Origin of the sequence: Clostridium sp. AF20-7 (genome assembly GCF_003479275.1) — a bacterium.
Lineage (GTDB): Bacteria > Bacillota > Clostridia > Lachnospirales > Lachnospiraceae > Otoolea > Otoolea fessa.
In genome coordinates, this window is record NZ_QUGF01000007.1 from 145,425 (window position 1) to 162,231 (window position 16,807).

General features: G+C 48.7%; 12 protein-coding genes. 11 read left to right on the forward strand and 1 reads right to left on the reverse strand.

Going from position 1 to position 16,807, the window contains the following annotated elements; genetic code table 11:
* The first annotated feature begins 105 nt into the window (after positions 1 to 105).
* The 3 genes from DWX68_RS09205 to DWX68_RS09215 all read left to right on the forward strand — a co-directional run bounded on the left by DWX68_RS09205 (position 106) and on the right by DWX68_RS09215 (position 2,621).
* Positions 106 to 1,167 (forward strand): D-alanine--D-alanine ligase family protein, encoded by a 1,062-nt coding sequence (locus DWX68_RS09205; protein ID WP_181357193.1) that lies wholly within the window; start codon positions 106 to 108, stop codon positions 1,165 to 1,167.
* 137 nt (positions 1,168 to 1,304) lie between these two features.
* On the forward strand, positions 1,305 to 2,168 hold the full coding sequence (gene murI, locus DWX68_RS09210) for a glutamate racemase (RefSeq protein WP_117796281.1): 864 nt from the start codon (positions 1,305 to 1,307) through the stop codon (positions 2,166 to 2,168).
* 3 nt (positions 2,169 to 2,171) lie between these two features.
* Positions 2,172 to 2,621 (forward strand): DUF1934 domain-containing protein, encoded by a 450-nt coding sequence (locus DWX68_RS09215; RefSeq protein ID WP_107000678.1) that lies wholly within the window; start codon positions 2,172 to 2,174, stop codon positions 2,619 to 2,621.
* 93 nt (positions 2,622 to 2,714) lie between these two features.
* On the opposite strand, the gene DWX68_RS09220 is transcribed toward DWX68_RS09215, so the two are convergent.
* Positions 2,715 to 3,200, reverse strand: a complete 486-nt coding sequence (locus DWX68_RS09220) for a hypothetical protein (RefSeq protein ID WP_118629191.1) — start codon at positions 3,198 to 3,200, stop codon at positions 2,715 to 2,717.
* Between the two features lie 389 nt (positions 3,201 to 3,589).
* On the opposite strand from DWX68_RS09220, the gene DWX68_RS09225 reads away from it, so the two are divergent.
* The 8 genes from DWX68_RS09225 to rpoC all read left to right on the forward strand — a co-directional run bounded on the left by DWX68_RS09225 (position 3,590) and on the right by rpoC (position 16,586).
* The gene (locus DWX68_RS09225; RefSeq protein ID WP_243027674.1) at positions 3,590 to 4,300 is read left to right on the forward strand and encodes a GntR family transcriptional regulator; all 711 of its coding nucleotides are present in this window, start codon (positions 3,590 to 3,592) and stop codon (positions 4,298 to 4,300) included.
* A gap of 136 nt (positions 4,301 to 4,436) precedes the next feature.
* Complete coding sequence (locus DWX68_RS09230; RefSeq protein ID WP_118469156.1) at positions 4,437 to 5,222, forward strand: carbon-nitrogen family hydrolase; 786 nt, start codon at positions 4,437 to 4,439, stop codon at positions 5,220 to 5,222.
* 29 nt (positions 5,223 to 5,251) lie between these two features.
* On the forward strand, positions 5,252 to 5,944 hold the full coding sequence (locus tag DWX68_RS09235; RefSeq protein WP_118469155.1) for a DUF2848 family protein: 693 nt from the start codon (positions 5,252 to 5,254) through the stop codon (positions 5,942 to 5,944).
* Entirely contained in the window at positions 5,944 to 6,975 is a 1,032-nt protein-coding gene (gene dctP / locus DWX68_RS09240; protein ID WP_118469153.1) for a TRAP transporter substrate-binding protein DctP, read from the forward strand. The genes DWX68_RS09235 and dctP overlap by 1 nt, the downstream gene beginning before the upstream one ends.
* A gap of 11 nt (positions 6,976 to 6,986) precedes the next feature.
* A complete protein-coding gene (locus tag DWX68_RS09245) occupies positions 6,987 to 7,445 on the forward strand; it encodes a TRAP transporter small permease (RefSeq protein WP_118469151.1) in 459 nt (152 codons plus the stop codon).
* An 11-nt stretch (positions 7,446 to 7,456) separates the two neighbouring features.
* Positions 7,457 to 8,725 (forward strand): TRAP transporter large permease, encoded by a 1,269-nt coding sequence (locus DWX68_RS09250; protein WP_118469150.1) that lies wholly within the window; start codon positions 7,457 to 7,459, stop codon positions 8,723 to 8,725.
* A 309-nt stretch (positions 8,726 to 9,034) separates the two neighbouring features.
* Complete coding sequence (locus tag DWX68_RS09255; RefSeq protein ID WP_107000677.1) at positions 9,035 to 12,913, forward strand: DNA-directed RNA polymerase subunit beta; 3,879 nt, start codon at positions 9,035 to 9,037, stop codon at positions 12,911 to 12,913.
* A 22-nt stretch (positions 12,914 to 12,935) separates the two neighbouring features.
* On the forward strand, positions 12,936 to 16,586 hold the full coding sequence (rpoC, locus tag DWX68_RS09260) for a DNA-directed RNA polymerase subunit beta' (RefSeq protein ID WP_107000676.1): 3,651 nt from the start codon (positions 12,936 to 12,938) through the stop codon (positions 16,584 to 16,586).
* The last annotated feature ends 221 nt before the right edge of the window (positions 16,587 to 16,807 follow it).

The window sequence follows — 16,807 nt, forward strand, 5'->3', positions numbered from 1 at the left end:
TCGCAAGTATTGACAGTTATGGTATAATCTAAACTATATTTTGGAATAGCATTCCGGCGCGTGGTGAAGCAGAAGCTTCCCACACCCGGCAGAAAGGCGGATATTATGAAAAAGAGTGTACTTGTGGTATTTGGCGGACAGTCTTCGGAACATATTGTTTCATGTATGTCGGCAATCAATGTCATTAAAAATATAGATACAGAGCGCTATGATGTAACCCTGATCGGCATTACCGAAGAGGGAAAATGGCTGCTGGTTGACTCGGTCGAGCAGATCGAGGATGAGAGCTGGAGAAAGAACACGACGACCGCGATCCTTTCCCCGGATGCAACGGAGAAATCCGTGATCGTCCTGAAAGATGGTAAGGCGGAGATGATCCGCATTGATGTGGTATTCCCGGTTCTGCATGGACTCTGGGGCGAGGACGGCACCATTCAGGGCATCTTTGAGCTGGCAAAAATCCCGTATGTCGGATGCGGTGTGCTGGCGTCCAGCGTTTCGATGGATAAAGTGTATACAAAACAGATTGTTGACCACACAGGCGTGCGCCAGGCGGCATATGAGCTGGTCATCCGCAAAGAACTTGAAAAGATGGATGAGGTTGTGGCACGCATCGAGAACCGGTTCTCATATCCGGTATTTATCAAGCCGTCCAATGCAGGTTCTTCCAGAGGTGTCAGCAAGGCGTCGGATCGCGAAGAGCTGATTGCAGGCTTAAAGGAGGCGGCGCACCATGACCGCAAGATTCTGGTTGAGGAGACGATCGTCGGCCGTGAGATCGAATGTGCGGTCTTTGGAAATGGCACAGAACCGGTCATCGCTTCCGGTGTTGGCGAGATTCTGGCAGCAGCCGATTTCTATGATTTTGATGCGAAATATTACAACGCAGAGTCCAGAACCGTGGTAAATCCAGAGCTTCCGGGCGATGCGACCGAGCGTGTGCGTCAGGCGGCGAGACGTATTTTCAAGGCGGTAGATGGCTATGGTCTGTCGCGCGTCGATTTCTTTGTGACGAAGGACGGCGAGGTTATCTTCAATGAGATCAATACCATGCCGGGCTTTACCGCGATCAGTATGTACCCGATGCTCTTTGAGGCGGCCGGAATCCCGAAGCCGGAGATGGTGACAAAGCTGATTGAACACGGACTGAAACGCTACGAAGCCTAGAAATAAATAAAAATGTTTCAGAATCCTGAAACAGTGTGAGAGAATCTACTTTTGGACGTTATATGATTCGATATACACAGATGTTCGGGAAAGAATGGAGACATGACCATAAGAATTTTACCGAAAGGAAGGTAAACATGGATAGAAATGCCCCGATCGGAGTTTTTGATTCAGGCATCGGCGGTCTGACGGTAGCCCGTGAGATCATGCGTCAGATGCCGCAGGAGCGCATCGTATACTTTGGAGATACGGCGCGCGTTCCATATGGAAGCAAATCGCAGGAGACGGTGCTGCGCTATTCCCGCCAGATCATCCGTTTTCTGAAAACACAGGGAGTCAAGGCGATCGTGATTGCCTGCAACACGGCCTCGGCGTGTGCACTGGAGACGGTCAAACAGGAATTGGATATCCCGATCATCGGGGTTATCTACGCGGGCGCGCGCACGGCCGCCGAGGCAACCCATAATGGAAAGATTGGCGTGATTGGAACCGAGGCGACCATCCGGAGCGGTATTTATACCAGAGAAATGCAGAAGCTGCGCCCGGATATTGAGGTCATTGGAAAACCGTGTCCGCTCTTTGTGCCGCTGGTGGAGGAAGGACTCTTCCATGATTCGGTAACAGACGAGATTGCCTCCCGGTATCTTTCTTCGCTGAAAGAAAAATACATTGATACGCTGGTTATGGGATGTACGCATTATCCGCTGCTGCGTTCGACGCTGCACCGGCTGATGGGTGACGAGGTGACTTTGGTAAATCCGGCATATGAGACGGCAGTTGAACTTAAAACTCTGCTGCGGGACATGGATCTGACACGCAGTTCGGAGGATCTGGAACGTTTTTCGGAGGAAAACAGCCGCCGCGCTGCTGCCGGGGAGCCGATTCTTGACCAGTATCAGTTCTTTGTCAGCGACCGGGCGGAGAATTTCACGCGTTTTGCCAAGGCGATTCTGCCAAAAGAGGTAAAAGACACGAAACAGATTAACATTGAGGAGTATTAAAATATGACGAAAGATGTGCTTGTATCCGTGCGCGGTGCCCATATTGCGGACGGGGAGACGAATAACCTGGAGGTTATCATGGCAGGCAGCTATTATTTCAAAAATGGCAAGCATTATATCATCTATGATGAGATACTGGAGGGCGAGGAAGGAAGCATCCGCAATACCATCAAAGCCAATGCGGACAGCGTCGATATGATCAAGGGAGGCGATGCGCGGGCGCATATGATTTTTCAGGAGAACCGTCCGAATGTCAGCTGTTATGTGACTCCATACGGTCAGATGATCGTGGGTGTCACGACCGACCGCATCAAGATCAATGAAGGTCCGGATCATCTGAAAATCCAGATTGATTATACGCTGGAACTCAACTATGAGCAGACCAGCCAGAGCCATATTGAAATTGATGTGAAATCGAAGGCGACGGCGAAATTGAACCTGAAAGAGCAGTAAATATAAAAGAATATAGAAACAAAGAAATAAAATCGATGAATCAAAAATCCCGGAAACGTGCAATCAGTTACATTTCCGGGATTTTAAGATCCATTATTTATTTTTCTTGGACTTGGAAGATTCTTTCTTTGCTGCCTCTTCTGTATTTTTCTTGAAACGGTCAAAGAATTTTTTCTTCTTCGGCAGCGGCGGGATGCCTCCGCGCACGCTCTTAATCTCTGTGATATAAAGACCGCTGATGACAACCTTTGCCTCGGTGCGGAGCGGTAACTGAAGGAATACCTTCTCATCCGCGATCATGGTCACAACCTTCGGTCCGATCTTAGCCTTTACGATCGGGAGCTTCGCCCACTTCATATACCATGGAGTCTGGTCAATAACCATCTTCGGGAGACCGGAATCTCCGATTTTCAGTTTCTTTTTGTCAATCGCCAGAATCGAAACAGTCTGTTTCGAAGCGTCGATCATAGTCTGCTGCTCTGCCTGACGTTTCTGCATCCGGGAACCCAGAATATACAGTACGACAAGAAGGATAGCCAGAATGACGATAATAACTAGCAGTACATTCCAAAATGACATATATATATACCTCCGTTGTAGATAGCGGCGGGACGCAAATCCAATCCCATTTCGCAGAAATAACGAAAATAGCCGCGCAATTACTATGTATTATAGCATTGGAGAGGGGAAATGGCAAGAAAAATAGACGGGTAACTATGGCGATGGGGACTTAAAAATAAAAAAAACCAAAATCATGTTATCCCGCCATTTCATCGTAATGATAATGTGGATGATGGAATCCTGATAGAAAGATAAGTGCATTAAGGTGGGCATAATTTATTGAAAAGATTTGTTTGCACTAATCAGAAAAGGCAGGGCTGTAAGTGCTGGCAGGGTCAGAAAACCTGCAAATAGCTTGACAATTAGAGTGACTGTGTGATATGCATATGATAGTTGATATATGAGGGATGATAACATATATTAGCATTGAAGTTGATGGATGTGAGGGAAGTATGGTAGAAAAACAGCTGGGGTATAAATACCAGGTATATAACGAAATAAAAAAGGGGATCATGACGGGCGTTTATCCCCCGGGGTTCGTGATGAATGAGAGAAAATTGTCAGAAGAACTCGGAATCAGCCGCACGCCGATCCGTGAGGGGATGCAGATGCTTGCCAGAGATGGCTGGCTGCAGATGGAAACATACAAGGGAACGGTGGTGCGTGAATTTGACCCGCATTATATGTGGGAGCTGACTCGTGTCAGAAGCGCGCTGGAGTTATCTGCGATCGAGGATGCTGTGAAAAATGTCACAGAGAAAGATCTGAAATGTCTGGAAGAGATTCAGGAGAAACAGAAGGAAGTCCTGGAACATTATGATATTACGAGATTTATTCAGCTGGATCGGGAATTTCATACCTATATCTACCAGATGAGCCAGAACCGTGAGCTTTTAAAACTGCTGAGCAATTATTATGATATGTTCCGCTTTATGGGAATGCAGGCAGTGAGGGGAACGGATAAACGGCGTCAGACAACGATCGATGAACACCAGGGAATTTTAGACGCTTTGAAACAGAAAAATGTGGAAGCGGCAGTTCGGGCGATGAAGATCCATATGGAGGAAACAGAAAAAAATATCAACCAGAACCATGCAATGAAGCAAAATGTCAGATAAAATTGGAAGATCATCCAAAAAGAGATTTCGGTTTTTGTGAAAAGAGTAGATTGACGATAAAAAAAGAGAGTGTTATTATTCTAATTGTTGGTATACCAAATACCGAATACCAAATACCGTAAAATGGAGGTCAGGTATGAGAGTTGCGATGATTCAGATGGATATGCAGTTGGGGAAGCCGGAGGCAAATTTTGAAAAAGCAGAAAAGCTGGTCCGGATGGCTGCAGAGCTGAAACCGGATGTGATCACACTTCCGGAGACATGGAACACCGGTTTTTTTCCGAGAGAAAATCTGAAAGAGGTGTCGGATGTGAATTTGGAACAGACCAAAAAGCTGTTTTCCAGATTGGCGAAAGAATACCGTGTCAATATAATTGCCGGTTCCGTGGCAAATTGCCGGGATGAGAAGATTTATAATACAGCCGCTGTCTTTAACCGGGACGGCGAAGTGGTGATGGAATATGACAAGGTGCATCTGTTCAGCCCGTCCGGCGAACATGAGTATTTTGAACATGGAAAAAACATCTGCAATTTTGAATTGGATGGAATCCCGTGCAGTCTGGTAATTTGTTATGATATCCGGTTCCCGGAACTGATTCGTTCCGAGATGCTTGCGGGTTCAAAAGTCCAGTTTGTGGTAGCACAGTGGCCGGATACGAGACTTCTTCACTGGGATACCTTGAACAGGGCGAGGGCAATTGAAAGTCAGAGCTTTTTATGCTGTACTAATTCGGTCGGAACGGCTGGAAATACAAAGTGCGGCGGACATTCTGCCGTCTATGGACCGATGGGAGAGTGCTTGGTGCTGGGCGGAGAAGCGGAACAGATACTGATGGCAGATATGGAGATTGGAGCAGTCGATGGGGTCAGAGATTCGATCAATGTTTATCGGGATCGGCTGCCGGAAGTATATAAGATATAAAAGAGGGAATGGAATAAGGAGGAAACAGGATGGATACAATGTGTTTTACGGTTCAGGGAAAGAACGGAGAAAAGCCGCTGGAGCTGAATTATGAGAGGGTGTTTGCCATTGGATATGCAGGCAGAAACATTGAAAAGACGATGGAGCATATCAAAGAACTGGAACGGGAATTAGGCGTTCCGGCACCGAAGAAAATACCGACCATTTTCCAGTGTGGCAATTACGTTTTAACACAGGAAAAGAAACTGGAGTTTGTGGGCGAAAAGACCTGTGGAGAAGTCGAGTATGTGATTGTCATTAAAGATAAGACGATTTACATCGGATTGGGAAGCGACCACACAGACCGGGAGCTTGAGGCAGCCAGTGTTCCAAAAGCGAAACAGATTTGTGCGAAGCCGATTTGCGATACCGTTTGGGAGTACGAGGATGTCAAGGATCACTGGGATGAGATAGAGCTTCATTCCTGGCAGACATTGGATGGAACGGAAGTTTTATATCAGGAGGGAACGTTGTCAGATATTCTCCCGGTGGAAACCATCTTAAAAGAACTGGACGAGCGGGTTGGCGGAATTGATAATTGTGTGATCTTTTCCGGAACGGTGCCGGTCAAGGATGGATTCCGTTTCGGCAGTAAATTCCGCTATGAGATGGAAGATAAAAAGCTGAACCGGAAGTTATCGTCGGAGTATGAAGTGGATGTCATCAGCGAGGAGGAACGGTAATGAAAAAAGGTTGGGCAGGGACGTTCGCGGCACTTGTCTTGGGAGCAACGGTGTTGACCGGCTGCGGCAGTACATCAGACAGCGGACATATCAAGTTGAAAATAGCGACAGTTGGAAATGAGAAGCACCAGTCAACGATGGCGGCAGCGGCATTTCAGGAAAAGCTGGAGGAACTGGCAGGTGATCGGTTCGAAGTGACGATTTACCCGAGCGCGCAGCTGGGCGGTGAGCGCGAAATGGCGGAAGGCGTCAAGATTGGTTCGATAGAGCTTGCGATTGTAACAACGGATGGCGCGCTTCCAAGCTTCGTGCCGGAGACGCAGGTTCTGGCAATCCCGTATCTCTTTGCGGATAAGCAGGAAGCATACTATGTCCTGGATAATACGCTGCAGAAAGAACTGGAACCGAAGTTTGAGGCACAGGGCTTTAAACACCTGGGTTTCTGTGAGTTAGGCTTCCGTCATTTTACGAATAATAAAAAAGAAGTGACCAAGGCATCCGACATGAAGGGATTATCGATCCGTGTACAGGAGTCTCCGATCTGGTTCTCATTGGCAGATCACCTTGGATTTATTGCGACGCCGATCGCATTTAACGAGCTTTATACTGCTCTTCAGCAGGGAACCGTAGATGGTCAGGAAAACCCGATCGCGTCTATTTCCAGTTCTGCGTTTGATGAAGTGCAGAAATATATGGTTCTGGATGGTCACACATATGCGCCGGAAAGCATGATCATGAACCTTGACTTTTATAATAAACTGACCGATGAAGAGCGCGCTTGGATCGATGAGGCGGCTGAATACGCAAAAGATACACAGCGTCAGGAAGTAACGGACATGGAAGAAGAGATGCTTGCGTCGATTGAAGCGAACGGCGTAAAGGTATGCAAGGATCCAGATTTACAGTCCTTCCAGGATGCAACGGCCAGCCTGTATCAGGAACCGGCTGTAACGGCACTGGTTCCGCCGGAATTGACGGAAAAGGTAAAACAGGCGGTTGAAGAGTATAGAAATACGCATGGGAAAGAATAGGGGGATGGGAAATGTCTGGTCTGGTCGATAAGATTACAAAAGCTGTCATGGGAATCAGCGCGATTGTGGTATTTGTCATTACCTTTTTACAGGTTTTATGCCGCTTTGTTTTAAAATCTCCGCTTCCGTGGAGTACGGATATCCTGCGTTTGGCATTTACCTATCTGGTATTCTGGGGCGCTGCGTGGTGTGTGCGGGAAAAGGAACACCTGAACGTGGATGTTCTGCTGATGTCGTTTCCAGTTAAAATCCGCAAGGTGGTGGAACTGGGAATTGACCTGGTATTGTCTCTCTTTTTCATTTTTATGATTGTATTTGGAATTAAATTCTGTGCGTTTGGATGGACGCAGACGACTTCCTATCTGCCGATTCCAATGAGTGTTTACTATGCAAGTATTCCAAGTGCCGGAGCGATTATGCTGTTCTATATGATTAAAAATATGGCAGAGCAGCTGAAAAAGAATGATTAGGAGGGAAAGGTATGATTTATATTGTCTTATTATTTGTCTTGTTTTTAATAGGAATTCCGATCTGCTTTTCACTCGGAATGGTATCGGTGGCTGGAATTATCCAGGGAGGAACCCCGTTAATTGTTGTTATCCAGAGAATGTTCACCGGTGCTGACAGCACGGCGCTGATTGCGATTCCGCTGTTTATCCTTGCCGGAGGTCTGATGGTTCAGGGCGGTATTTCCAGAAGAATCGTCGATTTTGCCGATGCGCTGATCGGACATTTTCCAAGTGGTCTGGCACTGGTAAGTATTCTGGCGTGTATGTTCTTTGCGGCGATCACAGGTTCTGCGATCGCGGCAACCGCAGCGATCGGTGGCATTATGATTCCGATCATGCGTGAGAAAAACTATGAAGATACGTTTTCGGCTCCGTTAATCGCCTGCGGCGGTTCGATTGGACCGATCATTCCTCCGAGTATTCCACTTCTGCTATACGGAACGATGGCAGGTGTGAGCGTTGGTAAATTGTTTATCGGTGGATTTATCCCGGGCATTATCATGGGACTCGGACTGATGATTTACAGTTATTATGTAGGAAAAAAGAGACATTATGTAGGACGTGAGAAAAAGGCGAGCCGTGAGGAGAGAATCCGTACCGGAAAAGATGCCCTTCTTGCCCTGATTATGCCGATTATCATCATTGGAGGTATCTTATCTGGTATTTTTACGGCAACCGAGTCCGGCGCTATCGCGTGTGCATATGCGATTATCATCGGCGGTTTTGTTTACCGGGAGTTAAAGCCGTCCAAGATGTTTGACCTCTTTGTGGACTGTGCAAAATCAACGGGACAGGTTTTAATCGTTGTGTCCTGTGCGAGCCTGTTTACCTGGGTTATCACGGTTGCACAGGTTCCGCAGACCGTCAGCGCCCTGCTGTCCAGCACGGTCAGCAACAAATATGTATTGTTGATGATCATCAATGTGATTCTGTTAATTGCAGGCACCTTCATCGATACGACAAGCGCGCTGGTTATCTTTACCCCACTCTTCCTGCCGCTTGTTAAGGCAATGGGAATTGACCTGATCCATTTTGGCCTGGTCATGGCAGTCAACCTGACAATTGGTATGTGTACGCCTCCGCTGGGCGTGTGCCTGTTTGTATCGGGATCGATTGCCAAGGTAAGCCTGAAAGACCAGATGCGGGATTTGCTCCCTATGTTAGCAGTCCTTCTGATTGTCCTTTTGGTGATTACCTATATTCCACAGACCGTTACATTTTTACCGAATTTATTTGCATAAAATTTCTATAAAAAATCGGACGCCGCTATCATCTGGGGAGCGGCGTCTGTTGTCTGTCCGGATTCTGGCGTTTCTTGAGAAAACTTTTTCATAATCATTCCAAATTTATTCCAAATCTATCAAAAAAACCACTTGACACCCATCAAATCCCATGCTAAGATGGAGAATGCACTATTGTGGAAAACTGTGTTTTCCGGGTATTCGTATGCCCAAATGACAGTGCAGCTCCGTCAGCATGAAACAAGGCTGGTTCGGAGATGGAAAAATGCAAACCATAGAGATAGAAAGAAAACAGGGGTGAAACATCGAATGGAGAAAAGCAGGATGCGTCCGGTAAAAACCGGTAAAGGTGTAAGGATGACCTTCTCAAGACAAAAAGAAGTTCTGGAAATGCCGAATTTGATTGAGATTCAGAAAAACTCGTATCAGTGGTTCCTGGATGAGGGACTGAAAGAAGTGTTTGCTGATATCTCCCCGATCACGGATTTCGCAGGTCACTTGAGTCTGGAATTTGTGGATTTTACACTGTGTAAAAACGATATCAAATATACGATCGAAGAGTGCAAAGAGCGCGATGCGACCTATGCAGCTCCTCTGAAGGTAAAGGTAAGACTTTGCAATAAAGATAAAGATGAGATCAATGAACATGAGATTTTCATGGGTGATCTTCCACTTATGACCGACACCGGCTCCTTCGTTATCAACGGAGCGGAGCGAGTTATCGTCAGCCAGCTTGTTCGTTCCCCTGGTATTTATTATGGAATCGCGCACGATAAGATCGGTACAGAGTTATACAGCTGCACCGTTATCCCGAACCGGGGTGCCTGGCTGGAGTATGAGACAGATTCCAACGACATTTTCTACGTGCGTGTAGACCGGACCAGAAAAGTTCCTGTTACTGTTCTGATCCGTGCTCTTGGTTACGGTACTAACGCCGAGATCATTGACCTGTTCGGCGATGAGCTGAAACTGGAGAAGAGCTTCGAGAAGGATCCGTCCAACAACTACCAGGATGGTCTTCTGGAATTATATAAGAAGATTCGTCCGGGTGAGCCGCTTTCCGTAGACAGCGCAGAGAGCCTGTTAAACAGCATGTTCTTCGATCCGCGCCGCTACGATCTGGCAAAGGTAGGTCGTTATAAATTCAATAAAAAGCTTCACTTTAAGAACCGTATCGTAGGTCACGTTCTGGCTGAGGATGTGGTTGATACAACTACCGGAGAGATTCTGGCGGAGCAGGGAACAAAGGTCACCAAGGAACTTGCTACTGACATCCAGAACGCAGGCGTTCCGTTTGTATGGATTCAGGGTGAGAAGAAGAATCACAAGGTTCTTTCTAACATGATGGTAGATCTGGGCGCTTATGTGAATTTCGATCCGGAAGAAGTAGGCGTCACAGAGTTAGTATTCTATCCGGTTCTCCAGGGTATTCTGGAAGAAAATGCCGGCGCTTCTGATGAGGAGTTAAAAGAGATTATCCGCAGAGATATCCATGACCTGATTCCGAAGCACATTACGAAGGAAGATATCATCGCTTCCATCAACTACAACATGCATCTGGAAGGCGGCATCGGCAATCCAGATGATATCGACCATCTGGGCAACCGTCGTATCCGTGCGGTCGGCGAGCTGCTTCAGAACCAGTACCGTATCGGTCTGTCCCGTATGGAGCGTGTGGTACGTGAGCGTATGACAACACAGGACATGGAAGGTGTTTCTGCCCAGTCCCTGATCAATATTAAGCCGGTTACAGCAGCAGTCAAGGAGTTCTTCGGAAGTTCCCAGCTGTCCCAGTTCATGGATCAGAACAACCCGCTGTCCGAGCTGACCCATAAGAGACGTCTTTCCGCCCTGGGTCCTGGCGGTCTGTCAAGAGACCGTGCCGGATTCGAGGTACGAGATGTACACTACACACACTATGGCCGTATGTGCCCGATCGAGACACCTGAGGGACCGAACATCGGTCTGATCAACTCCCTGGCATCTTACGCACGTGTCAATGAGTACGGTTTCATCGAAGCTCCGTACCGTGTAGTAGATAAAACCGATCCGTCCAACCCGGTTGTTACGGATGAGGTTGTATACCTGACAGCAGACGAGGAAGATAACTTCGTTGTTGCACAGGCAAACGAGCAGTTAGACGAAGAAGGACACTTCGTCCACAATAACGTATCTGGTCGATTCCGTGAGGAGACCTCCGAGTTCCAGAAGAAGAAAATCGACCTGATGGACGTATCCCCGAAGATGGTATTCTCCGTAGCTACTTCCATGATTCCGTTCCTGCAGAACGACGATGCGAACCGTGCTCTGATGGGATCGAACATGCAGCGTCAGGCGGTACCGCTTCTGACCACCGAGAGAGCCGTTGTCGATACCGGTATTTCCGCGAAGGCAGCTGTTGACTCCGGTGTGTGTGTCGTTGCAAAGAATGCCGGTGTGGTTGAGCGCTCCGCTTCCAACGAGATCATCATCAAGAGAGATTCCGATGGAAACCGCGATGTATACCATCTGACAAAATTCAAGAGAAGTAACCAGTCCAACTGCTACAATCAGAAACCGATTGTATACAAGAATGACCATGTCGAAGCTGGCGAGGTTATCGCAGATGGTCCGTCCACCTGCAACGGTGAGATCGGTCTGGGCAAAAACCCGCTGATCGGCTTCATGACCTGGGAAGGCTACAACTACGAGGATGCCGTTCTTCTGTCTGAGCGTCTGGTTCAGGAGGATGTATATACCTCCGTCCATATCGAGGAATACGAGGCAGAAGCACGTGATACCAAGCTGGGACCGGAAGAGATCACAAGAGATGTTCCGGGTGTCGGCGAGGATGCACTGAAAGATCTGGACGAGCGCGGTATCATCCGCATCGGTGCAGAGGTTCGTGCCGGTGATATCCTGGTAGGTAAGGTTACTCCGAAGGGAGAGACCGAGCTGACCGCAGAAGAGCGCCTGTTACGTGCGATCTTCGGTGAGAAGGCAAGAGAGGTTCGTGATACCTCCCTGAAAGTACCGCATGGTGCATACGGTATCATCATTGATGCGAAGGTATTTACAAGAGAGAACGGCGACGAGCTGGCTCCGGGTGTAAATAAGACCGTTCGTATCTACATTGCACAGAAGAGAAAGATTTCCGTCGGCGATAAGATGGCTGGCCGTCATGGTAACAAGGGTGTCGTTTCCCGTGTACTTCCGGTTGAGGATATGCCGTTCCTTCCGAATGGCCGTCCGCTCGACATCGTACTGAACCCACTGGGCGTACCGTCCCGTATGAATATCGGACAGGTCCTGGAGATTCATTTAAGCCTTGCTGCCAAAGCACTTGGTTTTGATGTATCCACCCCGATTTTCGACGGTGCAGACGAGAAAGATATTCAGAACACTTTGGAGATGGCAAATGACTATGTCAACACCTCCTGGGAAGAGTTCGAAGCAAAATATAAAGATATTGTAGATCCGGAAGTTATGGAGTATCTGGGTACCCATCTGGAGCACAGAAAACTCTGGAAGGGCGTTCCGATCGGACGTGACGGTAAAGTCCGCCTGAGAGATGGACGTACCGGCGAATACTTCGACAGCCCGGTTACAATCGGACACATGCATTACCTGAAACTGCATCATCTGGTTGATGATAAGATTCATGCACGTTCCACAGGTCCTTACTCCCTCGTTACACAGCAGCCGCTGGGTGGTAAAGCCCAGTTCGGTGGCCAGCGTTTCGGAGAGATGGAGGTTTGGGCTCTGGAGGCGTATGGCGCATCCTACACGCTGCAGGAGATCCTGACCGTGAAGTCCGATGATGTGGTAGGTCGTGTGAAGACATACGAGGCAATCATCAAGGGCGAGAATATTCCGGAGCCGGGTATTCCGGAGTCCTTCAAGGTACTCTTAAAAGAGCTTCAGTCCCTGGGTCTGGATGTCAGAGTTCTGGCAGAAGACGGTTCCGAGATCGAGCTCAAGGAGAACATCGACGAAGGCGATACCGATCTTCGTTCCGTCATCGAGGGTGACAGCAAGCGTTACTCTCAGAATGAGTCCTTCGGCAACTACGGTTACCAGGAGCAGGAATTTAAAGATGGTGAGCTGACCGATGTAGAGCACGATGAGTATACAGCAGAGGCAGACGGCTATACGGACGATGACTATGCAGACGTTTCCGATGATAATGGATCTGACGACGAAGAATAATCGATAGGAGGGAGTACCGCTCATGCCAGAGACAAATGAAACATATCAACCATTGACATTTGACGCAATCAAGATCGGTTTGGCATCCCCTGAAAAGATTCTGGAGTGGTCTCACGGCGAGGTTAAAAAGCCGGAGACCATCAACTACAGAACATTAAAGCCGGAGAAAGACGGCCTGTTCTGTGAGAGAATCTTTGGACCGAGCAAGGACTGGGAGTGCCACTGTGGTAAATATAAAAAAATCAGATATAAAGGTGTTATCTGTGACCGCTGCGGCGTTGAGGTTACAAAAGCCAGCGTCCGCCGTGAGCGCATGGGTCATATCGAGCTTGCAGCTCCGGTTTCCCACATCTGGTATTTCAAGGGAATTCCGAGCCGCATGGGGCTGATTCTGGACATTTCTCCGAGAACTCTGGAGAAGGTTCTGTACTTCGCTTCCTATATCGTGCTGGATCCGGGACAGACCGGACTGCAGATGAAGCAGGTTCTGTCTGAGAAGGAGTACCGTGACGAGATCGAGAAATACGGTTACGGTTCTTTCCGTGTCGGCATGGGTGCCGAGGCGATTCAGGAGCTTTTAAAGGCGATCGACCTGGAGAAGGATTCTGAGGATCTGAGAAACCAGTTACAGGATGCAACTGGACAGAAGCGTGCCCGCATCATCAAGCGTCTGGAAGTCGTAGAGGCATTCAGAAATTCCGGCAACAAACCGGAGTGGATGATCATGACCGTTGTCCCGGTTATCCCGCCGGATATCCGTCCGATGGTACAGCTGGATGGCGGACGTTTCGCAACTTCCGACTTAAACGACCTGTACCGCCGTATTATCAACCGTAACAACCGTCTGGCAAGACTTCTGGAGCTCGGCGCACCGGATATCATCGTGCGCAACGAGAAACGTATGCTTCAGGAGGCAGTTGACGCATTAATTGATAATGGCCGCCGTGGCCGTCCGGTTACCGGTCCTGGCAACCGTGCCCTCAAGTCCCTTTCCGATATGTTAAAGGGTAAACAGGGACGTTTCCGTCAGAACCTGCTGGGTAAACGAGTTGACTATTCCGGACGTTCTGTTATCGTCGTAGGACCGGAGTTAAAGATTTACCAGTGCGGTCTGCCGAAAGAGATGGCGATCGAGCTGTTTAAACCGTTCGTTATGAAAGAGCTGGTTTCCAACGGAACCGCTCATAACATTAAAAATGCAAAGAAGATGGTAGAGCGCCTTCAGCCGGAGGTTTGGGACGTTCTCGAGGATGTAATCAAAGAGCATCCGGTTATGTTAAACCGTGCTCCTACACTGCATCGTCTGGGTATTCAGGCATTCGAGCCGATTCTGGTAGAAGGTAAGGCAATCAAGCTGCATCCGCTTGTTTGTACCGCATTCAACGCCGATTTCGATGGCGACCAGATGGCGGTACATCTTCCGCTTTCCGTGGAGGCACAGGCAGAGTGCCGTTTCCTGCTGCTTTCTCCGAATAACCTGTTAAAACCGTCCGATGGTGGTCCGGTAGCCGTTCCTTCTCAGGATATGGTACTTGGTATTTACTATCTGACCCAGGAACGTCCGGGCGCCAAGGGCGAGGGCATGGCATTCAAGAGTATCAACGAGGCGATTCTTGCATACGAGAACAAGGTTGTTACCCTGCATTCCCGTGTCAAAGTAAGAGTAACCCGCACGATGCCGGATGGCACAACGAAGACTGGTATCATCGAGTCTACCGTTGGACGTTTCATCTTCAACGAGATCATCCCGCAGGATCTGGGCTTCGTAGACCGTTCCCAGAAAGAGAACGAGCTGAAACTGGAAGTTGACTTCCACGTAGGCAAGAAGCAGTTAAAGCAGATTCTGGAGAAGGTTATCAATGTCCATGGTGCAACCCAGACAGCGATCACCCTGGATGATATCAAGGCGATTGGCTACAAGTTCTCTACACGTGCAGCCATGACCGTATCGATTTCCGATATGACCGTACCGGCAAGCAAGCCGAAGCTGATTGCTGACGCGCAGGCAACGGTTGACCATATCGCAAAGAACTTCCGCCGTGGTCTTATCACAGAGGAAGAGCGTTACAAAGAAGTTATCGAGACCTGGAAGGCAACCGATGATCAGCTGACTCACGACCTGCTGACAGGACTTGACAAATATAACAACATCTTCATGATGGCTGACTCCGGTGCGCGAGGATCGGATAAGCAGATTAAACAGCTTGCTGGTATGCGAGGACTGATGGCAGATACGACCGGTCATACGATTGAACTTCCTATCAAGTCCAACTTCCGTGAGGGTCTGGACGTACTGGAGTACTTCATCTCCGCACACGGAGCTCGAAAAGGTATGTCCGATACGGCTCTGCGTACTGCCGACTCTGGTTACCTGACCAGACGTCTGGTAGACGTATCCCAGGATCTGATCGTCCGCGAGGAGGACTGCTGCTGGGATAAGCCGGAGATTCCGTATATGGAGATCAAGGCATTCATGGATGGTCAGGAGACCATCGAGACATTGCAGGAGCGTATCACAGGACGTTTCATCGCTGAGACAATCACAGACCCGGATACAGGTGAAGTGGTGATTGAGAAGAATCATATGTGTACGCCGAAGCGTGCAGCGGCTGTTATGGCAGCATTGAAGAAACAGGGCAGAGATTCCATCAAGATCCGTACCGTCCTGACCTGTAAATCCCATATCGGTGTGTGTGCGAAGTGCTACGGTGCCAACATGGCAACCGGTCAGCCGGTCCAGGTCGGTGAGGCAGTCGGCATCATCGCGGCACAGTCTATCGGTGAGCCTGGTACACAGCTGACCATGCGTACGTTCCACTCGGGCGGCGTTGCCGGTGGCGATATCACACAGGGTCTTCCGCGTGTCGAGGAGCTTTTCGAGGCACGTAAGCCGAAGGGACTTGCTATCATCGCTGAGTTCGGCGGTGTGGCAACCATCAAAGATACCAAGAAGAAACGTGAGATCATTATCACGGATAATGAGACGGGCAATTCCAAGACATACCTGATTCCTTACGGCTCCCGTATCAAGATTCAGGACGGCGCGGTTCTGGAGGCTGGTGACGAGCTGACCGAAGGTAGCGTGAACCCGCACGATATTCTGAAGATCAAGGGCGTCCGCGCCGTACAGGATTACATGATCCAGGAAGTACAGCGTGTATACCGCTTACAGGGTGTAGAAATCAACGATAAGCATATCGAGATGATCGTACACCAGATGTTAAAGAAGATTAAGATTGAGGAAAGTGGAGATTCCGACGTACTGCCGGGCGTATCCATGGATGTACTCGATTTCAACGAGATGAACGAGGCGCTGGAAGCCGAGGGCAAAGAGCCGGCGATCGGACGTCAGGTTATGCTGGGTATCACCAAGGCATCTCTGGCAACCGACTCCTTCTTATCCGCTGCATCCTTCCAGGAGACAACCAAGGTTCTGACCGAGGCTGCCATCAACGGAAAGGTAGATAAGCTGATTGGTCTGAAGGAGAACGTTCTGATTGGTAAGCTGATTCCGGCTGGTACCGGTATGAAGCGTTACCGCTCTATCAAGCTGAACACTGATGTTGAGGAAGAGGATGATATCGATCTGGCAGAGGACGACTTCAACGAGCCGGCTGAACTGGACGAGGCAGACAAGATTGTACTCAACGAGGATGAGCTGAGTGAAGAATAATTAAAAATGAAAAACGGAATCGTTTTTTGGAGATCGCCGCAGAGATGCGGCGGTCTTTTTTTGTGCCAATGATGCGCACTCGCGCGAAGCTGTAGGTTGTCGCAAGCGACCGCGCGAGACGCCCGAATGTGCCAAGGCACATTCGTTCCTGCCATATCATAGACAGAAAACCGTAAGAAATAGAAGCGCGGGATTGGTTGAATCGAAGGGGAAAATCCGTT